Source organism: Streptomyces sp. NPDC104202, assembly GCF_055584185.1.
Window position 1 is genome coordinate 61245 of the sequence record NZ_JBVJMN010000036.1, and the last position, 22550, is coordinate 83794.

Consider the following 22550-nt stretch of genomic DNA (forward strand, 5'->3'; position numbering starts at 1 on the left):
ATTAACCGGCCCCCGGCCAGATCTCCAAATCCATTCCCCGGGCCCCTCCGACCTGCCCGGGTAGGGTCGCGGACTGTGTCCGTCTCCGTGCTCTCCCGAACCCGCGCCCGGCCCTGGCCCCTGGTCACCGCCGCGGCGGTCTGTCTGCTCTCGTTCGCCGCCTTCTGGGTGGCGCAACGTCTCGCCCACGTGAACATGCTCGACGTGATGGTCTACCGGGCCGAGGGCGAGACCGTGCGGGCCGGCGGCGACCTCTACGCGATGCGTGCCACGTCCGCGAACCTCGGCATGACCTATCCGCCCTTCGCGGCGCTGCTCTTCGTCCCGCTGACCCTGGTGAGCGTCCCGCTGATGCGCACCCTCAGCACGGCGGGCAACCTGCTCCTGGTCGTCGCCCTGGTACAGCTGTCGCTGCAACTGGTCCGCCCGTCGCTGTCGCGTACGGACCTGTGGCGCACGACCCTGTGGGTCGCGGCGGCCGTGGTCTGGTGCGAGCCGGTGTGGACGACGCTGCGGTACGGGCAGATCAACCTGCTGATAGCGGTGGCGGTGCTCTGGGACCTCACCCGCCGGGAGAACAGCCGCTGGGCCGGCCTGGGCATCGGTCTGGCGACCGCGGTGAAGCTCACACCGGGCCTCTTCGTGGTCCTGCTGCTCGCCGCCGGCGTGCTGCTGTGGCGCCGGGACCGGAGCTGGAACCGGTGGCTGCGCACGGCGGCGACGGCCACCGGGGTCTTCCTGGGCACCACGCTGGCCGTGGCGGTGGCCCTGCCGGCGGACTCCAGGCGGTTCTGGACGCAGACGCTGTTCGAGACCGGGCGGGTCGGCTTCGCCGAGGAGACCGCCAACCAGTCCATCCGCGGGGTCCTGGCCCGGCTGATGCACACCGACGACCCGGGCATGTGGTGGGCGGTCACGGCCGCCGTCCTCGGCGGCGCGGCCATGGTCCTGGCGGTGCGGGCCGCGGTGCGGGGCGACAAGGCGGTGGCCGTGCTCGTCTGCGCGTTCACGGCCCTGATGATCAGCCCGATCTCCTGGTCCCACCACTGGGTCTGGTGCGTGCCGCTGCTGATCCTCCTGGCGGACCGCGCCACGCGCGTGTGGCAGGTGACCGGAGCGGTCGCCCTGGTCTTCGCCTCGTTCGCGCTGTGGTGGGTCCCGCACGACCCGGGCCGTCCCGAACTGGACCAGAACGCGGGGCAGATGCTGCTCTCCGCGGTCTACCCGCTGACGGCGACGGCGCTGCTGGTGGGGTACGCGCTGACGCTGCGGCGTCAGGCCGTGGCGAAGGAGTAGAACCGCTTGAGGGTGCAGTGCTCGTCCAGGAGCCGGCCGTAGATCGGCTCACCCTCGAGTTCGCGGTAGGTCTCGATCGGGTCGCCTTTTATGATCAGCGCCCGCGCGCACTCCTCGCACCAGTACTGGAACCCGGTGTTGACGGGGTCCATGTCCCGCACGATGGGCGTGCCGCTGCCGCACCAGTCGCACTTCCGCCTGTGTGCACCCACTCGATCAGCTCCAGCCGTGGCCGCAGGCCGTGCACCCATAGGACACCCCGCCGTTGTCGCCGAGCACTTGGGTCACACCCTCCCGTCCGGAGCCTCGTCCCCCTCCGGCCGTCCCGATTCTGCCATGGCCCCGCAAGAGGGTCAGCGTGCTTGGCGAGGCGGCACCGCCGAGGCCGCACCGAGGGCCGAGGCGACGGCCAGGGCGACGACGGTCGCCCACAGCGCGTCGGCGGAACTCCGGGCTCCGGAGCCGTCGAGCCGGCCCAGGAACAGGGTGCCGAAGGTGGCGACGCCGATGAGCTGGCCGAGCTGGGTGACGGTGGCGAGCAGTCCGCTGGCGTCGGCCGCGTCCTCGGCCCGTACGGTGGCCAGCGCGCCGGTGAGGGCGGGGCTGAAAGCCAGCGAGATCCCCGCTCCGAGGGCGCCCAGAGCCGGGTAGAGGCCCCAGCCGCCCGCGGTGCCGTCGCCGAGCAGCCGGCCGACGGCGAGGGCGGACACGGCCGCGAGGAGGAATCCGCCCGGGACGAGCACCCGCAGCAGCCGGGGCGGGCAGCGCCGCCAGGTCAGGCCGACGGCGCCGAAGACCACGGCGGCGGGGCCGAAGGTGAGCCCCGCGCGCAGGGCGCTGTGGCCGAGCCCGCCCTGCAGGTGCAGGGTGAGGGTGAACAGGAAGCCCGCGTTGACGCCCATGGCGACGGTGATCCACAGGACCGCCCTCCCCATGCCGGGAATCCGCAGGACCCGGGGGGCGATGAGCGGCGCGCCGCCACGGCGGGCGAGGCGCGACTCGTACGCGCCGAAGACCGCGAGGAGGACCAGGGAGCCGCCCAGGGAGAGCCGGGACCACAGCGGCCAGTCCTGCTCCTGCCCGAGGACCAGGGGGACGGTCAGCAGGGACACGGCGGCCGCGAGCAGCAGCAGACCGGTCAGGTCGAGGGCACGCGCCCGCGTGGGCGCCCCGTGGGTGTCGCGGGGCAGGACCCGGGCGCCGAGGACGAGCAGGACGAGCCCGATCGGGACGTTGACGAGGAAGACCGGCCGCCAGCCGGTGCCGAAGAGGTCGGCGCTCACCAGGACGCCGCCGACGACCTGGCCCGCGGCGGCGCCGGTGGCCAGGACCGCCGCGTAGGCACTGAGGGCCCGGACCCGGTGCTCGCCGGCGAAGTGGCGCTGGATGAGGCTGAGCACCTGCGGGATCATCAGGGCGGATCCGGCGCCCTGCACGATCCGGAACCCGATCAACTGGCCCGTTCCCGCGGCGAGTCCGCAGGCGAGCGAGGCCGCGGTGAAGAGGGCGAGTCCGGCGAGGTACGTCCGGCGGTGTCCGAGCAGGTCGCCGAGGCGGGCTCCCGTGATCAGCAACACCGCGTAGGCGACGGTGTATCCGGCGACGACCAGCTGCAGTTCGGCTCCGGAGGCGGCGAGTTCGGCACGGATGGTGGGGGCGGCGACGTTGACGATGAAGACGTCGAGGAGCGCCATGAACTGGGCGGCGAGCACCACGCCGAGCAGTACTCCGGGGCGGCTGTCGGTGCCTCGGTCTTTACTGAGTACGGGACGTGTCGTGGTCGAGGTCATGCGTCGAGCGTGACGGCGGGCCGATACGGGTAACGAGAGCCCGCTGATGCTGGTACTGACAGCACCTGGCAACGGCGGCACGGGGACTCGACCATGGGGGTGTGACGATGGTGGCAGGAGGACCGGCGCAGCGGCGCCGCCGGCCGGAGCTGGCCGCGTTCCTGCGCAGCCGCCGGGCCAGGGTGACGCCGGAGGACGTGGGCATGCCGCCGGGCCTCCGCCGCCGCACGCCGGGGCTGCGCCGCGAGGAGGTCGCCCAGCTCTCCGGGGTCGGCGTCACCTGGTACACCTGGCTGGAACAGGGCCGTCCGATCAACGCCTCCGCGCAGGTGCTCGACGCGGTCGCCCGCACCCTCCGGCTCGACCGCCCCGAGCGCGAGCACCTGTACCACCTGGCCGAGGTGCCGTACGCGCCGGACCGGACGGCCGAGGACGCCGAGGTGGTCAGCCCGGAGATCCAGGGGATCCTCGACGCCCTCGATCCCCATCCCGCGGTGCTCTACAACGCGCGGTACGACGTGCTCGCGACGAACGTCATGTACGAGCGGCTGCTGATGCAGGGCGGAGAGGGCCTGGACACCGGCCCGTTCGGCGTGCGCAACGTCCTGTGGGCCCTCTTCAGCGTGCCGGACCCCCGGTGCCCCGTCGTCGACCGGAGACGGGAGCTGCCGCTGATGGTGGCGCAGCTGCGGGGCGCGTACGGGCGCCATGTGGGCGAGCCCGCCTGGGAGGAGTTCGTACGGCGCCTCGCGGAGTCCAGTACCGAGTTCGCCCGGCTCTGGCGCAGCGGTGACGTGGTGCCGCCGGGGACCCGGGTGAAGACCTTCCGTCACGAGCGGGTGGGCGAGGTCCGGTTGACCTCGGTCTCCCTCTCGGTCAACGGGATGCCGGAGTGCCGGATCGTGGCCTACACGCCGAACGACGAGGAGAGCCGTCTCGGGATACAGTCCCTGCGCGACGGCGCATGACGACGAATCCCGCCCCCTGCTGGGGACGGGATCCGGTGATTGTGGAGCTAAGGAGAATTGAACTCCTGACCTCCTGCATGCCATGCAGGCGCTCTACCAACTGAGCTATAGCCCCTCGTGTTCTTCTGTTCCCTGCGCTCTGCGCTGCGAACAAGAAGAACTCTAGCCTGTGACCTGCCGGAAAGTGAAATCCGGGTCCCGCAGGCAGGCCGTCGGCGTCAGTCGTCGTCGCCGAGGACCGGCTCGGGCAGCGTGCCGGCGTTGTGCTCCGTGAGGCGCCACCCGCGCGCGCCTTCGCCCAGGACCGACCAGCAGCAGTTGGAGAGGCCGCCCAGGCTCTCCCAGTGCTGCGCCTCCAGGCCCAGCAGCCGACCGATGGTCGTGCGGATGGTGCCGCCGTGGCTCACCACGACGAGCGTGCCGTCCTCGGGCAGCTTGTCCGCGTGCGCCAGCACGACCGGAGCGGCCCGGTCGGCCACCTCGGTCTCCAGCTCGCCGCCGCCCCGGCGCACGGGCTCGCCGCGCTTCCACGCGGCGTACTGCTCGCCGAACCGCGCGACGATCTCGTCGTGGGTCAGCCCCTGCCACTCCCCCGCGTACGTCTCGCGCAGCGCGGAGTCGTGGACGACGGTGTGGCCGGTGAGCTCGGAGAGCTCGGCGGCGGTGGCCGCGGCCCGCTTCAGGTCGGAGGCCACGATGGCGTCCGGCTTCAGCGCGGCGAGCAGCCGGGCGGCACGGCGCGCCTGCCCGACGCCGGTCTCCGTGAGCTCGATGTCGGTCGAGCCCTGGAAGCGGCGCTCCAGGTTCCAGGAGGTCTGGCCGTGACGCCAGAGGACGATGCGGCGGCCGCTGCCGCCCTTGGTCGTGCTCAGCTCAGCTCACCGTCCACCTCGTCGGGCAGCCCGGCGGCGTGGTCGGACATGTCGACGCCGGTCAGGGTGGCGTGCTCGGCGCCCTTGCCGCGGGTCTTCTGCGCGTCCTCGGGGAGGGCCAGCTCGGGGCAGTCCTTCCAGAGCCGCTCCAGGGCGTAGAAAACGCGCTCCTCGCTGTGCTGGACGTGGACGACGATGTCGACGTAGTCCAGCAGGATCCAGCGCGCGTCGCGGTCGCCCTCGCGGCGGACCGGCTTGGCGCCGAGCTCCTTGTTGAGGCGCTCCTCGATCTCGTCGACGATCGACTTGACCTGGCGGTCGTTGGGCGCGGAGGCGAGCAGGAAGGCGTCGGTGATCGACAGCACGTCGCTGACGTCGTACGCGATGATGTCGTGCGCGAGCCGGTCGGCGGCCGCCTGGGCGGCGGTGTTGACGAGCTCGATGGAACGGTCCGTGGCGGTCACAAGCAGGCTTTCGTCGGCGGTCCAGTACCCCTCCAGGGTCTCACGGACCGCCGACGACCCCGCCAGCGAATTCCCGGGCGCCGTTACGAGGCTCCCGGCACCTTGTAGTCCTTGCCCAGGATCACGGTGACCGAGGCGCCCCCGACGAGCCGGCCCTTGGTGACCGAGCCCTCGGGCAGGCCCAGGGTCTTGGCGACCTCGACGGCCGTCGGCTTCTGGGCGTCGTCACCGTAGACGACCTGCGACTTCTCCTGCGCGGGTGCGCCGGAGCCGCCGACGAAGGCGTAGCCGCCGTTGATCAGGACGACCCGGGCGGCCTCGGTGGCGTCCTTGCCGGACCCGTCCCGGACGGAGACCCGGGGAACGTCGCCCGCCGCGGGCGCGGTGACCTTTCCGCCGAGGACGTCCTTCACCACTCCGGCGCTGGCGCTCTCGGAGAGCGATCCGTCCTGTCCGACGGGGAGCACGGCCGTCTTGTAGTCGCCGATCTTGGCGTGCTCGGCGAGCTTGGCCAGGGAGGCGGCGAGGTCCTTCTCCGGGAGCGAGGGGTCGAGGATCTGCTGGAGGGTCTCGACGGTGACCGTGGCGACCTCGGGGTCGGAGGAGATCTTGCGCAGGACCCCGTACATGACCTGGCCGAAGCGCTGGAGCTGCTTGGCCTCGGCCTCGCCGGGCGCCCGGTAGGTGGCGTAGGCGACGGCGGCGCGGCCGTTCAGGGTCTGCTTCTCGCCCTTCCTGACCAGCGGCTCGGCGCCCTTCTTGGTGTCGGGAACGTCGGTGTCGGTGTCCGTCTCGATGTTGCTGACGGCCTCGACGAGGTTCTCCAGGAACGGCGTGTCGAGCCGCCAGGTACCGGTGATCTTCGTGCCGAGGAGGTTGTCGATCGCGTCCCGGGTGCCGCCGGAACCGTCTTCCTCGACCGACTTCGCGAGGGTGGTCGCGGCGCCCTCGTCGTCGGCGACCACGAGCGCGTTGGGGAGCAGGATGGTGGTGCCCTGGCGAGTGGTCGTGTTGTCCACGAGCAGGGCGGTGGAGGTGCCGCCGCTCTTGAGGTCGTGGAGGTGGACGACGATCGTGTCGCGCTTCTGCGGGCCGGCCGCGGTGCCGCCCTTCTGCTCCGGGGCGGAGCTGCCCGGCAGCTTGCCCGCGGACCAGAGGTAGCCGACCCCGCCGACGACGGCGAGCACGAGGACGACGACGAGCGCGACGATCCGGTTGCGGCCGCGCCGCCGGGCCTCCTCGCGCCGCTCCGAGCGGCTCTCGGTGAACTTGAGCCAGTCGATGACGTCCTCGGAGTCCTCGTCGGGCTCCTCGATGAACGAGAACTGCTCGGTGCGGTAATCGCGGTCGTCGTCGTCCTGCCTCGGCGCGGCGGGGCGCTCGGGGGCCGGGCGCTGGCCGGGGACTCCGGCCGGGGCGGCCACCGGCGCGGCCGGCGGCACCGGGGCGGCGGGCGCGGCCTGGACCGGCGCGGGGGCCGGGGCGGGCTCGGCCTGGGCGGCCCACTGCTGCCCGGTGTCGTAGGTCGGGTAGGCGTAGCCCTGCTGCCCGTACGGGTCGTGCTGCGTCTCGTACGACGGCTGCTGCGGCTGCCCCTGCTGGGCGTAGGGGTCGTAGCCGTACGCCTGTTGCTGGGGCTGCTGCTGGCCCGCGTACGGGTCGTAGTGCTGCTGCACCTGCTGCTGGTACACCGGCTGCCCGTACTCGTCGTAGCCGATGATCTGCGGCTGCGGATGGTACGGGTCGTACGGCTGCTGCTGGTCGTTCACCGGTGCCCCTCCCCGAGGCTCACTCGCCGCGGTACAACTGGCGCTTGTCGATGTAGCGCACCACGCCGTCCGGCACCAGGTACCAGACGGGATCGCCCTGCGCGACCCTCGCCCGGCAGTCGGTGGAGGAGATGGCGAGCGCGGGCACCTCGACCAGCGAGACCCCGCCCTTGGGCAGTCCGTCGTCGGTGAGGTCGTGGCCCGGCCGGGTGACGCCGATGAAGTGGGCGAGCGAGAAGAGCTCCTCGGCGTCGCGCCAGGTGAGGATCTGTGCCAGCGCGTCGGCCCCGGTGATGAAGAACAGGTCCGAGTCGCTGTTGAGGGAGCGCAGGTCCCGCAGGGTGTCGATGGTGTACGTCGCCCCGCCGCGGTCGATGTCGATGCGGCTGACCGAGAACTGCGGGTTGGACGCGGTGGCGATCACCGTCATCAGATAGCGGTCCTCGGCGGCCGAGACGGCCTTGTGGCTCTTCTGCCACGGCTCCCCGGTCGGTACGAACACCACCTCGTCCAGGTGGAACAGGGCGGCCACCTCGCTCGCCGCCACCAGGTGTCCGTGGTGGATCGGGTCGAAGGTTCCGCCCATCACGCCGACTCGGCGCTTCGCGCGCGCGCCAGTAGGCACTTCCTGCTCTCCCATGCGTGCAGAGCCTACTGGCACGTCGGCGGACGCCGGTTCGCCGGTCGCCGGATCAGCGGTCGCGGTTGAAGCGGGTGGTGATCCACAGCAGCAGGAGCAGGGCGCCGAAGGCGCCGAAGCCGGTGAGGTAGGGGCTGAGGCTGTCGTGGTTGCCGCCGTGCTCGGCGCCCTCGGCGAGAGTGACCAGGTTGGCGGCGGTGCTGTGGAGGCTCATCTTCAGCAGACCTATCGATCGGGGATGGGAGCGGAGACTTCGCGCACATCGTATGCGGGCCGTCCGGGCCGTCTCACGCCGACTCAGGCGTTGGCGTCACGGTCCGTGTCGCCGCTCGTGCCCCGGCCGGTGCCCTCGGCGGTGTCGCCCTCGTCGGTGCGGTAGCCGCGCAGCAGGAACCAGGCGAGCAGGGCGCCGCCCACGATCGAGACGAGCAGCACGATCCGGAGCGTGTCGCCCGGGCCCTCGGCGGCGGCTGCGGCGAGCAGGGCGTCTGCGGTGTCCGGCATGTCGGTCGTGCTCCTAGGTCGTCCTCGGTGCCCGAGTTATCCACAGGCCCCGGCACACGGTAACGCCAGCGCCTAGGGTGGGTTCGGTCAGGGGGACGAGCACCGACTCGTACGAACAGGGGGCATCCATGACCGAGAACGACCAGGGGAACGTGCCGAGCAGGCAGCGCAAGCGGTTCCCCGGCATCTCCTCGCGGGCCTACGAACATCCGGCGGACCGCTCGGCCCTGGTGGCCCTGCGCAAGCTCAGCGGTTTCGACACCGTCTTCAAGGCGCTCAGCGCGCTGCTGCCCGAGCGCAGCCTCAGGCTCCTCTTCCTCTCGGACTCCGTCCGGGTGAGCGACGCGCAGTTCGGCCACCTCAACGACATGCTGCGGGACGCGTGTTACGTCCTGGACCTGGACAAGGTCCCGCCGATGTACGTGACGCAGGACCCGAAGCCGAACGCGATGTGCATCGGCCTGGACGAGCCGATCATCGTGGTGACCACCGGCCTGGTGGAGCTCCTCGACGAGGAGGAGACGCGGGCGGTCATCGGCCACGAGGTCGGGCACGCCCTCTCGGGCCACTCGGTGTACCGCACGATCCTGCTCTTCCTCACCGGTCTGGCCGTGAAGGTCGCCTGGATCCCGCTGGGGAACGTCGCGATCATGGCGATCGTGACGGCGCTGCGGGAGTGGTTCCGCAAGTCGGAGCTCTCCGCCGACCGGGCCGGCCTGCTCGCCGGACAGGACGTGCAGGCGTCGATGCGCGGTCTGATGAAGATCGCCGGCGGCAACCACCTGCACGAGATGAACGTGGACGCGTTCCTCGCGCAGGCCGACGAGTACGAGAAGGCCGGGGACCTGCGGGACTCGGTCCTGAAGATCCTCAACGTGCTGCCGCGCACGCACCCCTTCACCACCGTCCGGGCGGCCGAGCTGAAGAAGTGGTCGGAGAGCCGCGACTTCCAGCGGATCATGGACGGGCACTACCCGAAGCGCTCGGAGGACAAGGACACCTCGGTCACGGACTCCTTCCGGGAGTCGGCCGGGCACTACGCCGAGACCGTGCGGACCAGCAAGGATCCGCTGATGAGGCTCGTCGGCGACATAGCCGGCGGCGCCGGCGACCTGGCGGGCGACCTGGGCGGCCTGCTGCGCAACCGCTTCGGGACGGGCGGCCAGGGCCCGAAGAAGCCGGACGCCGGGCCGGACGCCGGGCCTGACGTCGGCCCCGGGGCGGGACCGGACTCCGGACCGGACACCGGCGACGGCGGGAAGCACGGCGCCGGGGGAGGTCAGAGCGAGGGCTGAGCGCTCGGCGCGAGCGCTCCGCAGAGCGCCGGGGCGGCGGGCCTGGCCGTGGCGTACGGGTCGGTGACCGCCGGCCCGTCGTCCGGGGAGGGGACCTTCCCCCCGGCCAGGAGCGGCCTCAGGGAGCCTGTCGCGTCGGCGCCGCAGGCCTGCGGGCCGGCTTCCGCGGTGCTGGTCAGCAGCTCGGCCCGGTGCATGCGCAGGTCGTCGCGGTCGAAGCGGAAGTGCACCTGGCGGTGGACGGTGAAGAGCGAGGCCGCGGCGACCGGTCCCGTGCCGTGGGCGGCCGGACGCAGGGCGTAGGTGTACGTGTGGTCCGCGGTGACGTCCAGCGTGTCGGGGCCGGTCTCCTCGAAGCGGAGGGTGCCCTGCACCCGGGTGCCGGGGTCGGCGAGGACGACCTGCCGGGGGTCGAAGCGGACGAGCCAGCCCGTGAGGGCGTGGCGGCCGTCGTCGGCGGGGGACTCGACGCTCCGGTCGAACTGTTCCAGCTGGTCGGGGTCGAGCAGCAGCCGCGCGGGCCGGACGGTCGCCCCGGAGAGCACCTCGGGCTCCAGCGAGGAGGCCACCAGGTACTCCTTGGCGATGCCGAGGGCGGTGACGACCTGGCTCTCGGCGAAGTGGGAGGTGCGCCCGGCGACGGGCAGGTTGATGCCGGCGGCCCCGGTCCGGTACTGGGCGGCAGGGCTGTGGGCGAAGAGCCGGGCGGGCGTGCCGCCGGGGACGGTGCCCCGGGGGGCGAGCGGCACCACGGTGGTCCGCAGCGGCTCGGCCCGCTGGTCGGCAGGAGGCTGGTAGGGGTTGCGGACGCCCAGGTAGATGGCGGTTCCGAAGGCGAGGAGGATCAGCAGGACCAGCAGGACCGCCTGGCGGGAGCCGCCGCGGCTCTCCCAGGGAGAGGGACGGCTGCGGACGGCTCGGGCGTGGTCGCCCATCCGTTCCTGGGCGGAGAACTCCTGGAGGCGGGCAGCCCGGATGAACGCCTCGTCGAAGACGACGGATCGGTACTCGTCCTCACCACCGCCGGGGAACCCCTCGGGCGTCCCCTCAGGCGGGTCGCCACGGCCTGCCATACCTTCAGGGTAGGTCGGCGGGACCTTCGGTAAACGCCCAGGGAAACGACAAGTTCGGAAGAATTCCGCCGTCGGGGCGAACGGGGGCGGCGGAGCGGTCCGCGGCGCGGCCGGGAGCCCTATTCGGCGGCGGCCGAACGGGCCACCGGCGTGGCGGCGGCGGGAGGGGCCGGAAGCGGTTTCGGGGTGTCGACGCCGGTGGTGGCCGGCGGCGGGATCTGGTCGTCGCGGTTGGCCGCGGCACCCCGGTAGACGGCGCTGAAGGCGAGGGCGACCATGCCGATGCCCATCACGAGGGCGAGGACCCAGGCCACCGGCCGGTGCCAGCGTGCGCTGCCCCGGTAGGGGCGCAGGGCGCCTCCGTGGCGGCCGTAGGGGCTGGCGTCGTCGCCGACGTCGTCAGGTTCGTAGGTGTGGCCGACGGGGTCGTGGCCGTCGTCGTAGGGGTCCTCGTCGCCCGCTCCGACACCGGCGCGCGCCCGCGCCGCCTCGGCCTCGGCGCGGGCCTGCGCGGCGGCCAGGAGCCGCTCCACGGCCGTGGGCTCGTGGATGGTCGCGGCCCGCACGAAGTCCTCGTCGAACACCACGTCGGCGTAGACCTCGTCGGCGCCTCCGCGGTCGACACGGTCCTCGGGGTCCCCACCGTCCTGGAACGGCTGGCCCCCCACGTCGTCCGGCACGGATTCAGAGTAGACCCGCGAGGGGGTTTTGGGCAGGGAGAGTGCGAACCCTCCCCGCCCGTACCGAAAGGAGGTGTTACCGCACGTGGCCGTCGCCGGTGACGATGTACTTCGTCGAGGTCAGCTCGGGAAGGCCCATGGGGCCCCGGGCGTGCAGCTTCTGGGTGGAGATGCCGATCTCGGCGCCGAAGCCGAACTGTCCGCCGTCCGTGAAGCGGGTGGAGGCGTTCACGGCGACCGTGGTGGAGTCGACCAGCTGGGTGAAACGGCGGGCCGCGGCCTGCGAGGTGGTGACGATCGCCTCGGTGTGGCCGGAGGACCACGTGCGGATGTGCTCCACGGCCTTGTCGAGGGAGTCGACGACGGCGGCGGCGATGTCGTGGGAGAGGTACTCGGTCTCCCAGTCCTCGGGGGTCGCCGGGACGACGGTGGCCTTGGAGCCCTCGGAGAGGGCGAGGACGCGCTCGTCGGCGTGGACGGTGACGCCGGCCTCGGCGAGGGCGTCGAGCGCCCTGGGCAGGAAGGCGGCGGCGACGTCCTGGTGGACCAGGAGGGTCTCGGCGGCGTTGCAGACGCTGACCCGGGAGGCCTTGGAGTTGATCAGGATCTCGACGGCCATGTCGAGGTCGGTCTGCGCGTCGACGTAGACGTGGCAGTTGCCGGTGCCCGTCTCGATGACGGGGACGGTCGAGCCCTCGACGACGGTCCGGATGAGGGAGGCGCCGCCGCGCGGGATGAGGACGTCGACGAGGCCGCGGGCGCGCATCAGCTCGCCGACCGACTCGCGGGACTCGCCGGGGACGAGCTGGACGGCGTCGGCGGGCAGGCCGGCGCCGCCGACGGCGTCGCGCAGGACGGTCACGAGGGCCGTGTTGGAGGCGTACGCGGAGGAGGAACCGCGGAGGAGGACGGCGTTGCCGGACTTGAGGCAGAGGGCGGCGGCGTCGACCGTGACGTTGGGGCGGGCCTCGTAGATGATGCCGACGACACCGAGCGGGACGCGGACCTGGCGCAGGTCGATGCCGTTGGGGAGGGTCTGGCCGCGGACGACCTCGCCGACGGGGTCCGGCAGCGCCGCGACGTCGCGGACGTCGGCGGCGATCGCCCGGACGCGCTCGGGGGTGAGGGTCAGCCGGTCGATGACGGCCTCGCTGGTCCCGGCTTCGCGAGCCTTGGCGATGTCCTCGGCGTTGGCCTCGACGATCTCGGCGGTGCGGACTTCCAGGGCGTCCGCGATCGCCAGCAGGGCGTCGTCCTTGGCCGCGCGCGGGAGTGGCGCGATTTCGGCGGCGGCGCCACGGGCACGGTAGGCCGCCCGGGCGACCGGCGAGAGGTTGTCGAGGGGCGTGAGCGAGGTCATGTCCGCAGGGTACTGGCACCCCTGCGGACATCCCTCACGTATCCCGCACTCCGAGACGTACCCCGCCACGGTTCCACGGCGGCGCTCCGGGCCCTCCCGGTGCCGCTCAGTAGGGGTGGACGCCGACGGGGGCGGCGGGCGGCGGGCCGTAGCCCTCCGCGATCCGCTGGTGGTAGGTCTCGCGGTCGATGACCTCGAGTCCGACGATCTCCCAGGGCGGCAGCTTGGCCGTCTGCCGGTGCTCGCCCCAGAGGCGCAGGGCGACGGCCGCGGCGTCGTGCAGGTCGCGGGCCTCCTCCCAGTACCGGATCTCGGCGTGGTCGTTGGCGTAGCGGCTGGTCAGCAGGAAGGGGTGGTCGTGGGCCAGTTGTTCGAGCCCGCGCCGGACCTCCTTCAGCGGCGACTCCACCCCGGACACACTGAGGGTGATGTGCCAGAGCTTGGACTCGGGCTGTTCCTTGCTGCGTGCCTCACGCGTCTCGCGTGCGTCACGTGTCTCGGCGGTGGTCTCGGTCTTCCTGTCCGTTGACCTGTCCTGTGTCTCGTCGAAGTCGGCTCCGGCCTCGACACTGGTCAGGGCGCGTTCGGCAGTCCCGCGGGGCGGTGCCCCTGGGCGCGCTCGTCTCACCGGCGGCCTCCTGTGTGATGCGTGTGGTGCTGTACCCCGCCCTGTCATACCCCCGAGACAAAGTTGACCAGTCCGAGGCGGTACATGGGGCGGTTTTGGTAAACGTCCCTTCCGGATGGCCAGACTTTCAGCCGTTTCGGCGGGGGCGGTCACCCGGTCGCGGTGCGGTCGGTCGTCGTGCGGTCACCGGGCGTGGCCGGATCAGCCGATGACGACCAGATCGTCGCGGTGGACGACCTCGCGCTCGTACTCGGGTCCGAGCTCCCCGGCCAGCTCGTGCGTGGAGCGGCCGAGCATCCGGGGCAGTTCCTTGGCGTCGAAGTTGACGAGGCCGCGGGCGACGGCCCGGCCGGCGGTGTCGCGCAGTTCGACGGGGTCACCGGCGACGAAGTCGCCCTCGACGCCGGCGACGCCGGCGGCGAGCAGGGACTTCTTGCCCTCGACGACGGCGCGCACGGCCCCGTCGTCCAGGGTGAGGGAGCCCTGCGGGGTGGAGGCGTGGGCCAGCCAGAGGAGGCGGTCGGCCGAGCGGCGGCCGGTGCGGTGGAAGTAGGTGCCGGTGTCGCGGCCGGAGAGGGCGTCGGCGGCGCGGCTCGCCGAGGTGAGGACGACGGGGATGCCGGCGGCGGCGGCGATGCGGGCGGCCTCGACCTTGGTGACCATGCCGCCGGTCCCGACGCCCGCCTTACCCGCCGAGCCGATCTCGACGTGGGCGATGGACTCGGGGCCGGTGACCTCCGCGATCCTCGACGTGCCGGGCTTGGCCGGGTCCCCGTCGTAGAGCCCGTCGACGTCGGAGAGGAGGACGAGCAGGTCGGCGCGGACCAGGTGGGCGACGAGCGCGGCGAGCCGGTCGTTGTCGCCGAAGCGGATCTCGTCCGTGGCGACGGTGTCGTTCTCGTTGACGACGGGCAGCGCGCCCATCGCGAGGAGCTGGTCGAGGGTCCGGTAGGCGTTGCGGTAGTGGGCGCGGCGGCTGGTGTCGTCGGTGGTGAGGAGGACCTGGCCGACGCGGACGCCGTAGCGGGCGAAGGAGGCGGTGTAGCGGGCGACGAGGAGGCCCTGGCCGACGCTGGCGGCGGCCTGCTGCCGGGCGAGGTCCTTGGGGCGGCGGGTGAGACCGAGGGGGGCGAGTCCGGCGGCGATGGCTCCGGAGGAGACGAGGACGATCTCCTTCTCGCCGCCGCTGCGGACCTTGGCGAGCACGTCGACGAGGGCGTCGACGCGGTCGGCGTCGAGACCTCCGGAGGCGGTGGTGAGCGAGGAGGAGCCGACCTTGACGACGATCCTGCGGGCCTCCGTCACGTACTGCCTCGACACGTCCGTCTGTCCCGTCACCTGCGTCGCCACTGCGTCGTCCTCACTCGGCCTCGCGGCCTCACCCGGCTGTCCCACCGCCGCGCGCTCCCCGCCGCGGCTGCCAGGCAATCTACGCGAGCCGGGAGGGCTGCCGCTCGTCCGTTTCGCTTCCTGGACCGCCCGCTCCGGGGCCCTGTCCGGGGCCGCGGGGCAGCAGGATCCGCTGGGAGACGAGGTAGGTGAAGGGGATGGCGACGACGGCGGCGGCGAGTGGCGCGATCCGGTCGTCCATCCCGGCCCAGCTGACGAGCGCGTACAGCCCGACGCTCTGCACGAGGTAGTTGGTGACGTTGGTGAGGGGGAAGAGGGCGAACTTCTTCCAGGTGGGGCGGGTGCGGTAGGTGAAGTAGGTGTTGAGGAAGAAGGAGCCGACCATGCTGAGCAGGAAGGCCAGGGAGTACGCGGCGAAGTACGGCATCCACGGGTGGAGCAGGAGGTAGCACCCGAAGAAGGTGCCGGTGTTGACGCCGCCGACGAGGGCGAAGCGGATGATCCGGGCGAGGCGCTCCCGCCGTGACGGGGCCGGGTGGGCGCCGTCTCCCCCGGTCGCGGCCGGGTGGGGTCCGGTGCCGCCCGGTTCGTCCGTCATCCGCGCTCCCGGTCGGCGGTGACGACGCGGATCCGCTCGGCGGCGGCGCGCTCGGCGGCCGCGCGGCCGAAGGAGCGGTGGGTCTCCTTGACGAGGAAGTGCGGTCGGCGCTTGGTCTCGTAGTAGATGCGGCCGATGTACTCGCCGATCAGGCCCAGCATCACCATCTGCACCCCGCCGAGGCCCACGATGATGGCGACCAGGGTGACGTAGCCGGGCGCGGTGACGCCCTGGGTGAGGGCGGCGGCGGTGATCCAGACCGCGTAGAGGACGGCGAGGCCGCTGAGTGTCATCCCGAGCCAGAGGGCGATGCGCAGGGGGCGGTTGTTGAAGGAGATCAGCCCGTCCATGCCGTAGTTGAGCAGGGAGCTGAACTTCCACTTCGTCTCGCCGCCCTCGCGGGCCGCGTTCTGGTAGTCGAAGGTGACGGTGTCGAAGCCGATCCAGGAGAACAGGCCCTTGGAGAAGCGGTTGTACTCGGGCAGGGAGAGCAGCGCGTCGACGGCGGGGCGGGAGAGCAGCCGGAAGTCGCCGACGCCGTCGGTGAGCTCCACGTCGACCCAGCGGTTGACGGCCCGGTAGTACACGCGGCTGAGCGCCGAGCGGAGCTTCTTGTCGCCCTCGCGGGTGCGCCGTGCCATGACCTGGTCGTGGCCCTGGTGGTAGAGGTCGAGCATGCGGGCGAGCAGCTCGGGCGGGTGCTGGAGGTCGGCGTCCATGATCACCACGGCGTCGCCGGTGGACTTGCGGAGGCCCGCGAGCATGGCGGCCTCCTTGCCGAAGTTGCGGCTGAAGGAGGCGTACTGGGTGCGGTGGGGGTGCCGCGCGGCGATCTCGCGCAGCTTGCCCAGGGTTCCGTCGGAGCTGCCGTCGTCCACGTAACAGATCTCGTAGCCGACCGGGAGGCCGTCGAGGACCTGACGCATGCGCGCGTCGAAGCGCTCGACGACGTCCTCCTCGTTGAAGCAGGGGACGACGACGGAAAGCCTGGTCATGGAACGGTCACTCCAGAGGGATGGTCGAGAGTACGTCCTGAAGGACCGCCACCGGACTCTCCTCCGGGCGGCTCGGCCACGGTAGGGAGCGGTGGTGACCGCCGGGCGTCGCGCGAGTGACCGGCCCCGGTCGGCATGTCGTCCATGCAGCAAAGCATGCGGGGAAGATAGTGATGTACGTGGCATTTTTACCCATTCGTCACCCATTGGGCCGACATGCCACGGGCCCTGGCCAGCTGGAGCGATGACCGGTGAGTAGGACGACCATCTCGGAGCACGGTGACCCCCGGATGCGGGACGGCGGAGAGGGCGCCCACGACGCCGGCGGGAACGGGGGCGCGGACGGCCGCGGCGCGGCGGACGCCCTCCGGCGCGCCGTGTCGTGGACCGGGCTGGTCGTCGCCGCCGGCGCCGCGGCCCTGCTCTCCGTCGGCGCCTTCCTCGGCGTCTACGTCCGCCCCACGTCGGACGACTGGTGCGCGCTGTGGAAGACGCGGGACATGGGGGCCCTGGGGATCGCCTCGGACTTCTACCGGACCCAGAACGGCCGGGTCACCAACGCCCTGGCGACCGGCGTCCTCTACACCGACGACATGCGGGGCCCGAAGCTGCTGCCCGCCGTCCTGGTGGTCGCGCTCTGTGGCGCACTCTTCCTGCTGGGCCGCGCGGCCCTGCGCGCGCTCCGGCTGCCCCGGCCGCCGGCCGTCCTGCTCGGGGCGGTGGCCGCGCTCCTGGCCGCGCTGCTGTTCTTCGCGGGCACCCGCCCCTATCAGGTGCTGCTCTGGGCGCCGGCGACCATCTCCCACACGCTGCCCAGCCTGATCGGGCTCTGGGTGGTGCTCGGCGCCGTCCGGGCCGCGCGCAGCGCGCGGCGGTGGGCGCGGACGGCCGCGCTGGCCGGCGCGCTGCTCGCCGGGGTGGCGCTCGGCATGCTCAGTGAGCCCTTCACCCTGGTCGCCGGCGTGTTCGCGGTCGCCGTGGGCCTCCTCTGCCTCCCCCGGTTCGGCTGGGCGAAGGACCGGTTCGTGCCGGCCTGGTGCGCGGCGGCCTGCCTGGGGCTCGGCGTCGGCCTCACCCTGCTGTACACCTCGCCCGGCGCCCGGTGGCGGCGCGCGCAGCACCCGCAGGCGCCGCTGACGGCGGACGAGGTCGGCGAGACGTTCCACGACTGGTGGCGGGTCTGGCAGACCGTCGGCGGCCAGTGGGCGTACGCCGGGGCCCTCGCCGTCGGCTTCCTGCTGGGGCTGGGCCTCGCCCTCGCCCGCACCCGGACGCCGGTCCGGGGACCGGGCCCGCTCCCCCGGCCCCGCTCCCGGGCGGCCGTGGTCGCGGCCTGTCTGCCGGTGCCGCTGATCGCCCTCGCGAGCCTGGCCGTGGTCTACGGCCTGCGCAGCGGGTACGGGGTGACCGGCTGGACCTACGCGCGCACCTGGATGAGCTTCCTCGTCCCGCTCCTGGTGGCGCTCTGCGCGTACGGCACCTGGCTCGGCCTGCTGGCGGGCCGCCGCCTCGGCGGTCCGCTCGCGGCCCGGATCGCGGCCGTCGCCGTCACGGGGGTGGTGGCCGTCGCCGCCACCGCCGCCCTGGTGCCGGCCGTGCGGTCCCTGACGACCACGACCGTGGCACGGAGCCTCGCCTGGGACGCGCAGAACGCCCGCATCCGCGCCGAGGCCGCGGGTGGCGCCCGGGAGGTGACGTACACGCCGCTGACGATCGGGTACCTGGCCGAGCCGTTCTTCACCCCCGCGTACTCCCGGGACTGGGTGGCCCAGTGCGTCTCCCGTTACTACGGCGTGGAACGGATCGAACGGCCGTAGGAGGTGTGCGCCGCGGGTCCCCCGCCCGGGTGTGTTCCTGATCACCCCGCGCGAAGGAGTTTGTGAGGGTCTGCGGTAAATTCTGGGCGGATGTCCCGCCATCCGTGCCATCACGCCCGCATGGGCGACTTCTCACCCCCACCGTGGGTTGCAGGGAATTCCCTTCCGAACCAGTAACGATAGGGAAACAGGGCCCTCCGGAGCGGCCGGAGGCTCGGCCGAACGAGTTGCGAACACCAGGTAGCTTGGGTGTGTCTGAAGGAATGAAAAGTGGATCGAGGTGCCAGTGCCTGACGTCTCAGTGATCGTCATCGCCTACAACGACGCGGAGCGTCTTCCGGCGGCAGTCCAGTCCGTACTGGACCAAACCCTGAAGAGCGTCGAAGTGGTGATCGTCGACGACTGCAGCAGCGACGACACCTTCGCGGTCGCACAGGCTCTGGCAGCTGCGCAGCCCGACCTGATCCGCGCCTACCAGCTGCCCGAGAACAGCGGCGCGGGCGGCGAGCCCCGCAACGTCGGCATCGGCCACGCGCGGGGCCGCTACGTCATGTTCCTGGACAGCGACGACGTCCTGGAGCTCAACGCCTGCCTCAACATGGTCTCGGCCGCGGACGACACCCAGGCCGACATGGTCTCCGGGCTCTGCGTGCGCCTCCACAAGGACACGGCCAACCAGAAGCGCGACGAGTGGTACTCCTGGATCTACCGCCAGACGCGCACCCTCGACTCGGTCGCCGAGCTCCCCGACCTCTTCGTCTGGGACACCCTCTCGACCAACAAGTGCTACCGGCGCGAGTTCCTCGTCGAGAACGACCTCCGCTTCCCGAAGGGCATGTTCTACGAGGACCTGATGTTCATCGCCGAGGCGTACCTCGCGGCGAAGAAGATCACCCTCATCCCGAACCAGGTGTACTTCTGGCACGTCCACCAGAACGCCCAGGTCAAGTCGGTGACCAACCGCCGGCACGAGATGACGAACTACATCCACCGGCTGGAGATCCACCGTCGGATCGACGCCCTGCTCGACGAGCACGGCCTGACCGAGCTCCGGCAGGCGAAGGACGTCAAGTTCCTCAAGCACGACCTCGTCCTCCACCTGCGCGACCTGCCCTTCCGCGACCAGTCCTTCCGCGAGGAGTTCGCCGAGCTCTCCCGCGACTACCTCCAGGGCCTGGACCGCGACGCGTACGCGAAGGCGCAGAAGATCCAGTCGATCTGCGCGTACCTGCTGGAGAAGGGCGACTGGGACAACCTGCTGCCCGCCGTCGACACCCTGCTCCACCGCGACAAGGTGTCCACGCCGCTCTTCGAGCGCGACGGCCGCGTCTACTGGTGCGAGGAGCACCTCGACGATCCGTTCGGCCGCGAGGTCCTCGACGTCACGGACCTCGGCTACCAGGACAAGCCGATCAACAAGCTCTTCCTGCGCAACGAGCTGACCGCGTACGAGGAGTCCGACGGCACCGTCCGGCTCGCCGGCCGCATCACCAACCCGCTCGGCGTGATCCCGCCCGGGGCGAAGCTCGGCGGCAAGCTGGAGTTCCGCGCCCGCCGGCGCAGCCTCCAGACCTTCGTCTTCCCCGTGCAGACGGTCCGCCACGAGGGCAGCGCCGTCCACTGGGAGGCCCGGGTCGACCTGAGCGCCAAGCTGCGCCCGCTCGGCATCATCGACTCCGTCTGGGACGTCCGGCTCGACCTCGACGTCGACGGCAAGCGCACCCGGACCCGGCTGACCACCGGGGAGCCCGACCTCGAGAACGGCGCCTTCCCGATCAAGCCGCGGCTGACCCGGCTGGTGGCCGACCGCATAGAGCCGCACGCCACCGCCAAGGGCCACCTCGCCTTCCGCCTGCTGTCGACCCGGCAGAACAGCGAGCGCATCGAGGAGCTCATCCAGCGCGGTGTCCGCGGCACGCCCGGCAAGCTGGCGAAGTCCGGCTACCGCAAGGCCAAGGCGCTGCGCAAGACGCTCAAGTCCGACGACACCAAGCTGCGTCTGTACCACGAGGTGTACAGCCGTCTGCCCGTGAAGAAGCGGACCGTCGTCTTCGAGAGCCACCTGGGCAAGCAGTACAGCGACAGCCCCCGCGCGATCTACGAGGAGATGGTCCGCCAGGGCCTCGACTTCGAGGCGATCTGGTCGTACACGGGCACGCCGACCGGCTTCCCGCAGGGCGTCGAACTCGTCCGCCGCTGGTCGCTGCCGTACCTGAAGGCGCTGGCCCGGGCCGAGTTCTGGGTGGACAACCAGAGCTACCCGCTCCGCCTCGACAAGCGTCCCGAGACGACGTACATCCAGACCTGGCACGGCTCCGCGCTGAAGAAGATGGGCTTCGACCAGCCCTCGCTCAAGGCCAAGACCCGCCAGCAGCAGGCGGCGGACCAGCGTTACCTGGACCGCTTCGACCACTTCCTGGTGCGCACCGAGCACGACGTGCGGACGCTGGCCAAGGCCTTCAACCTGCAGGACCGGGTGCTGCTGCGCTCCGGCTACCCGCGCAACGACGCGCTCGTCCAGGCGCGTCTGCGCGAGGAGGAGAGCGGCACCCGCGCACGCGGCCCGCTCGCCGCCGAGCTGGGCATCCCCGCGGACAAGAAGGTCCTGCTGTACGCCCCGACGTTCCGCACGTCGGGTGCCAAGGCGAGCCACTTCGAGCTGCCGTTCGACGTGGAGGCGTTCGCCGAGGAGTTCGGCGACCGGTACGTCCTCCTGGTGCGCGCGCACTACCTGAACCACGTGGTGCTGCCGCCGAGCGTCGAGGGCAAGGTCATCGACGTCTCCAAGCACCACGACGTCATGCCGTTCATGGAGCTCGCCGACGCCCTCATCACGGACTACTCCTCCGTGATGTTCGACTACGCGCTGCTCGACCGGCCGATGCTGTTCTTCACGTACGACTACGAGAACTATGTCCACGAGGGCCGGGGCACCTACTTCGACCTGCTGGAGAAGGCCCCCGGTCCGGTCTTCCGCACGGAGGACGAGTTCCGCGAGGAGCTGCGGAACCTGGACGCGCAGGACCGGCAGTACGCCGACGTCCGCAAGTGCTTCGTCGCCGAGTTCGGCGAGTACGACCAGGGCACCGCCGCCAAGAGCATCGTCGATCAGTTCTTCTCGTCCCGGTGGAGCCGTTGATGACCAAGCCGACCAGCACCCTGACGACCGAGCCCGGGACCGGACGGAACACCACCGTCGCGCGGGACATCTTCCTCGTCTCCAACAGCGTCGACGAACTGGGCGGCATCACCAGCTGGTCCCACCAGGTCGCCCGGCTGTTCGCGGAGCGCGGTCACACCGTGCACCTCGTCGGCGTCGTCCCGGCCCCCGAGGGCCGGCGCGCCGACCTCGGCGACGACCTGCCGTACACGACGACCACGCTGTACGACGTCCACCCGCCGAGCCTGAAGTCGCTGCGCGGCCTCAAGGGCAAGCTCGACCTGGCCGAGCGCCGGCGCCGGGCCGCCCGTGAGGCGGGCATGGGCGAGCAGGCGGCGAAGCTCACCCGGATGTTCCGGGCCGCCCGGCCCGGCGCCGTCGTCATCGTGACGCAGGTCTGGGCCATGGAGTGGGTCGCGCTCGCCGACACCTCCGGGCTGCGCGTGGTCGGCATGAGCCACGAGTCCTTCCAGACCTGCCGCGCGTCCTCGCGCTTCCAGCGGGTCAAGAAGTACTACAAGGACGTCGACCGGATGCTCGCGCTGACCCGCGAGGACGCCGACCTGTGGATCCGCCAGCGCTTCGACAACGTGGCGTCCATGCCCAACCCGCTCCCCTTCTTCCCCGAGGAGCCGTCGCGCCGGACCGCCAAGCAGGTGGTCAGCATCGGCCGGCTCCACGAGGAGAAGGGCGTCGACATGCTGCTCGACGCCTGGTCCGAGGTCGCCCCCCGGCACCCCGACTGGACCCTGCGCGTCTACGGCTCCGGCGAGGAGGAGCAGGCGCTCAAGCGACAGGCCGAGGAGCTGGGTCTCAGCGGCTCGGTCGAGTGGATGGGCCGCACCGCCGACGTGCCCGGAGTGCTGCGGGAGAGCTCGCTCTTCGCGCTCTCCTCGCGCGGCGAGGGCTTCCCCCTCGCGCTCATGGAGGCCATGGCCACGGCCGTGCCGTGTGTCGCCTTCGACGTCGCCCCCGGTGTCCGCGAGATCATCACGGACGGCGAGAACGGGATGGTCGTGGCCCCGGGCAACACCACCGAGTTCGCCCGCAGGCTCGACGAGCTCATCTCCGACAAGGAGCTGCGCGACCGGATGGGCGAGCGCGCCCGCGTCGACATCCAGCGGTACTCGACCGACGAGATCATGACCCGCTGGGAGAACCTCTTCACCCTGCTCAACCGCTGACCCCGGGTCACCGCACGCAGGAAAGAAGGGGGGGGGGGGGGGGGGGGGGGGGGGGGGGGGGGGGGGGGGGGGGGGGGGGGGGGGTGTTGTGTGGCGTCTGCGGTCGG

General features: G+C 71.8%; 21 protein-coding genes and 1 tRNA gene. 6 read left to right on the forward strand and 16 right to left on the reverse strand.

Annotated features, from left to right (window positions below; translation table 11 throughout):
• Positions 1–75 precede the first annotated feature (75 nt).
• Entirely contained in the window at positions 76–1296 is a 1221-nt protein-coding gene (locus ACZ60W_RS22760; RefSeq protein WP_469757174.1) for a glycosyltransferase 87 family protein, read from the forward strand.
• Here the strand turns inward: ACZ60W_RS22760 and ACZ60W_RS22765 are convergent.
• Positions 1275–1508, reverse strand: a complete 234-nt coding sequence (locus ACZ60W_RS22765) for a hypothetical protein (RefSeq protein WP_017239283.1) — start codon at positions 1506–1508, stop codon at positions 1275–1277. The genes ACZ60W_RS22760 and ACZ60W_RS22765 overlap by 22 nt on opposite strands.
• Positions 1509–1649: 141 nt before the next feature.
• Positions 1650–3086: an MFS transporter gene (locus ACZ60W_RS22770; RefSeq protein WP_469757175.1), complete on the reverse strand. Its 1437-nt coding sequence runs from the start codon at positions 3084–3086 to the stop codon at positions 1650–1652.
• Between the two features lie 107 nt (positions 3087–3193).
• On the opposite strand from ACZ60W_RS22770, the gene ACZ60W_RS22775 reads away from it, so the two are divergent.
• Positions 3194–4054 (forward strand): helix-turn-helix transcriptional regulator, encoded by an 861-nt coding sequence (locus ACZ60W_RS22775; RefSeq protein WP_469757190.1) that lies wholly within the window; start codon positions 3194–3196, stop codon positions 4052–4054.
• A 42-nt stretch (positions 4055–4096) separates the two neighbouring features.
• On the opposite strand, the gene ACZ60W_RS22780 is transcribed toward ACZ60W_RS22775, so the two are convergent.
• The 7 genes from ACZ60W_RS22780 to ACZ60W_RS22810 form a co-directional block, all read right to left on the reverse strand.
• Positions 4097–4169: transfer RNA gene (locus tag ACZ60W_RS22780), tRNA-Ala, on the reverse strand.
• Positions 4170–4272: 103 nt separating this feature from the next.
• The gene (locus ACZ60W_RS22785; RefSeq protein ID WP_469757191.1) at positions 4273–4926 is read right to left on the reverse strand and encodes a histidine phosphatase family protein; all 654 of its coding nucleotides are present in this window, start codon (positions 4924–4926) and stop codon (positions 4273–4275) included.
• Entirely contained in the window at positions 4923–5390 is a 468-nt protein-coding gene (rsfS, locus tag ACZ60W_RS22790; protein WP_469757176.1) for a ribosome silencing factor, read from the reverse strand. Before rsfS ends, ACZ60W_RS22785 begins: the two co-directional genes overlap by 4 nt.
• A gap of 83 nt (positions 5391–5473) precedes the next feature.
• Positions 5474–7159, reverse strand: coding sequence for an LCP family protein (locus tag ACZ60W_RS22795; RefSeq protein WP_469757177.1), 1686 nt, complete (start codon positions 7157–7159; stop codon positions 5474–5476).
• A 19-nt stretch (positions 7160–7178) separates the two neighbouring features.
• Positions 7179–7799, reverse strand: coding sequence for a nicotinate-nucleotide adenylyltransferase (gene nadD / locus ACZ60W_RS22800; RefSeq protein WP_469757178.1), 621 nt, complete (start codon positions 7797–7799; stop codon positions 7179–7181).
• A gap of 52 nt (positions 7800–7851) precedes the next feature.
• Positions 7852–8013, reverse strand: coding sequence for a hypothetical protein (locus tag ACZ60W_RS22805; protein ID WP_015033566.1), 162 nt, complete (start codon positions 8011–8013; stop codon positions 7852–7854).
• Between the two features lie 83 nt (positions 8014–8096).
• On the reverse strand, positions 8097–8303 hold the full coding sequence (locus ACZ60W_RS22810; protein ID WP_469757193.1) for a hypothetical protein: 207 nt from the start codon (positions 8301–8303) through the stop codon (positions 8097–8099).
• 128 nt (positions 8304–8431) lie between these two features.
• Here ACZ60W_RS22810 and ACZ60W_RS22815 point away from each other — a divergent pair, with 128 nt between their 5' ends.
• On the forward strand, positions 8432–9598 hold the full coding sequence (locus ACZ60W_RS22815) for a M48 family metallopeptidase (RefSeq protein WP_469757179.1): 1167 nt from the start codon (positions 8432–8434) through the stop codon (positions 9596–9598).
• Here the strand turns inward: ACZ60W_RS22815 and ACZ60W_RS22820 are convergent.
• From ACZ60W_RS22820 to ACZ60W_RS22850, 7 genes are all read right to left on the reverse strand, one after another.
• Positions 9583–10671, reverse strand: coding sequence for an SCO2583 family membrane protein (locus tag ACZ60W_RS22820; RefSeq protein ID WP_469757180.1), 1089 nt, complete (start codon positions 10669–10671; stop codon positions 9583–9585). The two genes, ACZ60W_RS22815 and ACZ60W_RS22820, sit on opposite strands and share 16 nt — an antisense overlap.
• Before the next feature lie 119 nt (positions 10672–10790).
• Positions 10791–11351: an SCO2584 family spore wall biosynthesis protein gene (locus ACZ60W_RS22825; protein WP_469757181.1), complete on the reverse strand. Its 561-nt coding sequence runs from the start codon at positions 11349–11351 to the stop codon at positions 10791–10793.
• 76 nt (positions 11352–11427) lie between these two features.
• Positions 11428–12711 carry a glutamate-5-semialdehyde dehydrogenase gene (locus ACZ60W_RS22830; protein WP_469757182.1) on the reverse strand — a complete coding sequence of 428 codons (1284 nt, stop codon included), beginning with the start codon at positions 12709–12711 and terminating at the stop codon, positions 11428–11430.
• Between the two features lie 106 nt (positions 12712–12817).
• Positions 12818–13339 carry a hypothetical protein gene (locus tag ACZ60W_RS22835; protein ID WP_469757183.1) on the reverse strand — a complete coding sequence of 174 codons (522 nt, stop codon included), beginning with the start codon at positions 13337–13339 and terminating at the stop codon, positions 12818–12820.
• Positions 13340–13540: 201 nt separating this feature from the next.
• A complete protein-coding gene (proB, locus tag ACZ60W_RS22840) occupies positions 13541–14644 on the reverse strand; it encodes a glutamate 5-kinase (protein WP_469757192.1) in 1104 nt (367 codons plus the stop codon).
• A gap of 124 nt (positions 14645–14768) precedes the next feature.
• On the reverse strand, positions 14769–15287 hold the full coding sequence (locus tag ACZ60W_RS22845) for a GtrA family protein (protein ID WP_469757184.1): 519 nt from the start codon (positions 15285–15287) through the stop codon (positions 14769–14771).
• On the reverse strand, positions 15284–16282 hold the full coding sequence (locus tag ACZ60W_RS22850) for a glycosyltransferase family 2 protein (protein ID WP_469757185.1): 999 nt from the start codon (positions 16280–16282) through the stop codon (positions 15284–15286). The genes ACZ60W_RS22845 and ACZ60W_RS22850 overlap by 4 nt, the downstream gene beginning before the upstream one ends.
• A 251-nt stretch (positions 16283–16533) precedes the next feature.
• On the opposite strand from ACZ60W_RS22850, the gene ACZ60W_RS22855 reads away from it, so the two are divergent.
• The 3 genes from ACZ60W_RS22855 (at position 16534) to ACZ60W_RS22865 (ending at position 22443) form a co-directional block, all read left to right on the forward strand.
• A complete protein-coding gene (locus tag ACZ60W_RS22855) occupies positions 16534–18099 on the forward strand; it encodes a DUF6056 family protein (RefSeq protein ID WP_469757186.1) in 1566 nt (521 codons plus the stop codon).
• Positions 18100–18385: 286 nt separating this feature from the next.
• Positions 18386–21238 (forward strand): bifunctional glycosyltransferase/CDP-glycerol:glycerophosphate glycerophosphotransferase, encoded by a 2853-nt coding sequence (locus tag ACZ60W_RS22860; protein ID WP_469757187.1) that lies wholly within the window; start codon positions 18386–18388, stop codon positions 21236–21238.
• A complete protein-coding gene (locus ACZ60W_RS22865) occupies positions 21238–22443 on the forward strand; it encodes a glycosyltransferase (RefSeq protein WP_469757188.1) in 1206 nt (401 codons plus the stop codon). The genes ACZ60W_RS22860 and ACZ60W_RS22865 overlap by 1 nt, the downstream gene beginning before the upstream one ends.
• Positions 22444–22550: the final 107 nt, after the last annotated feature.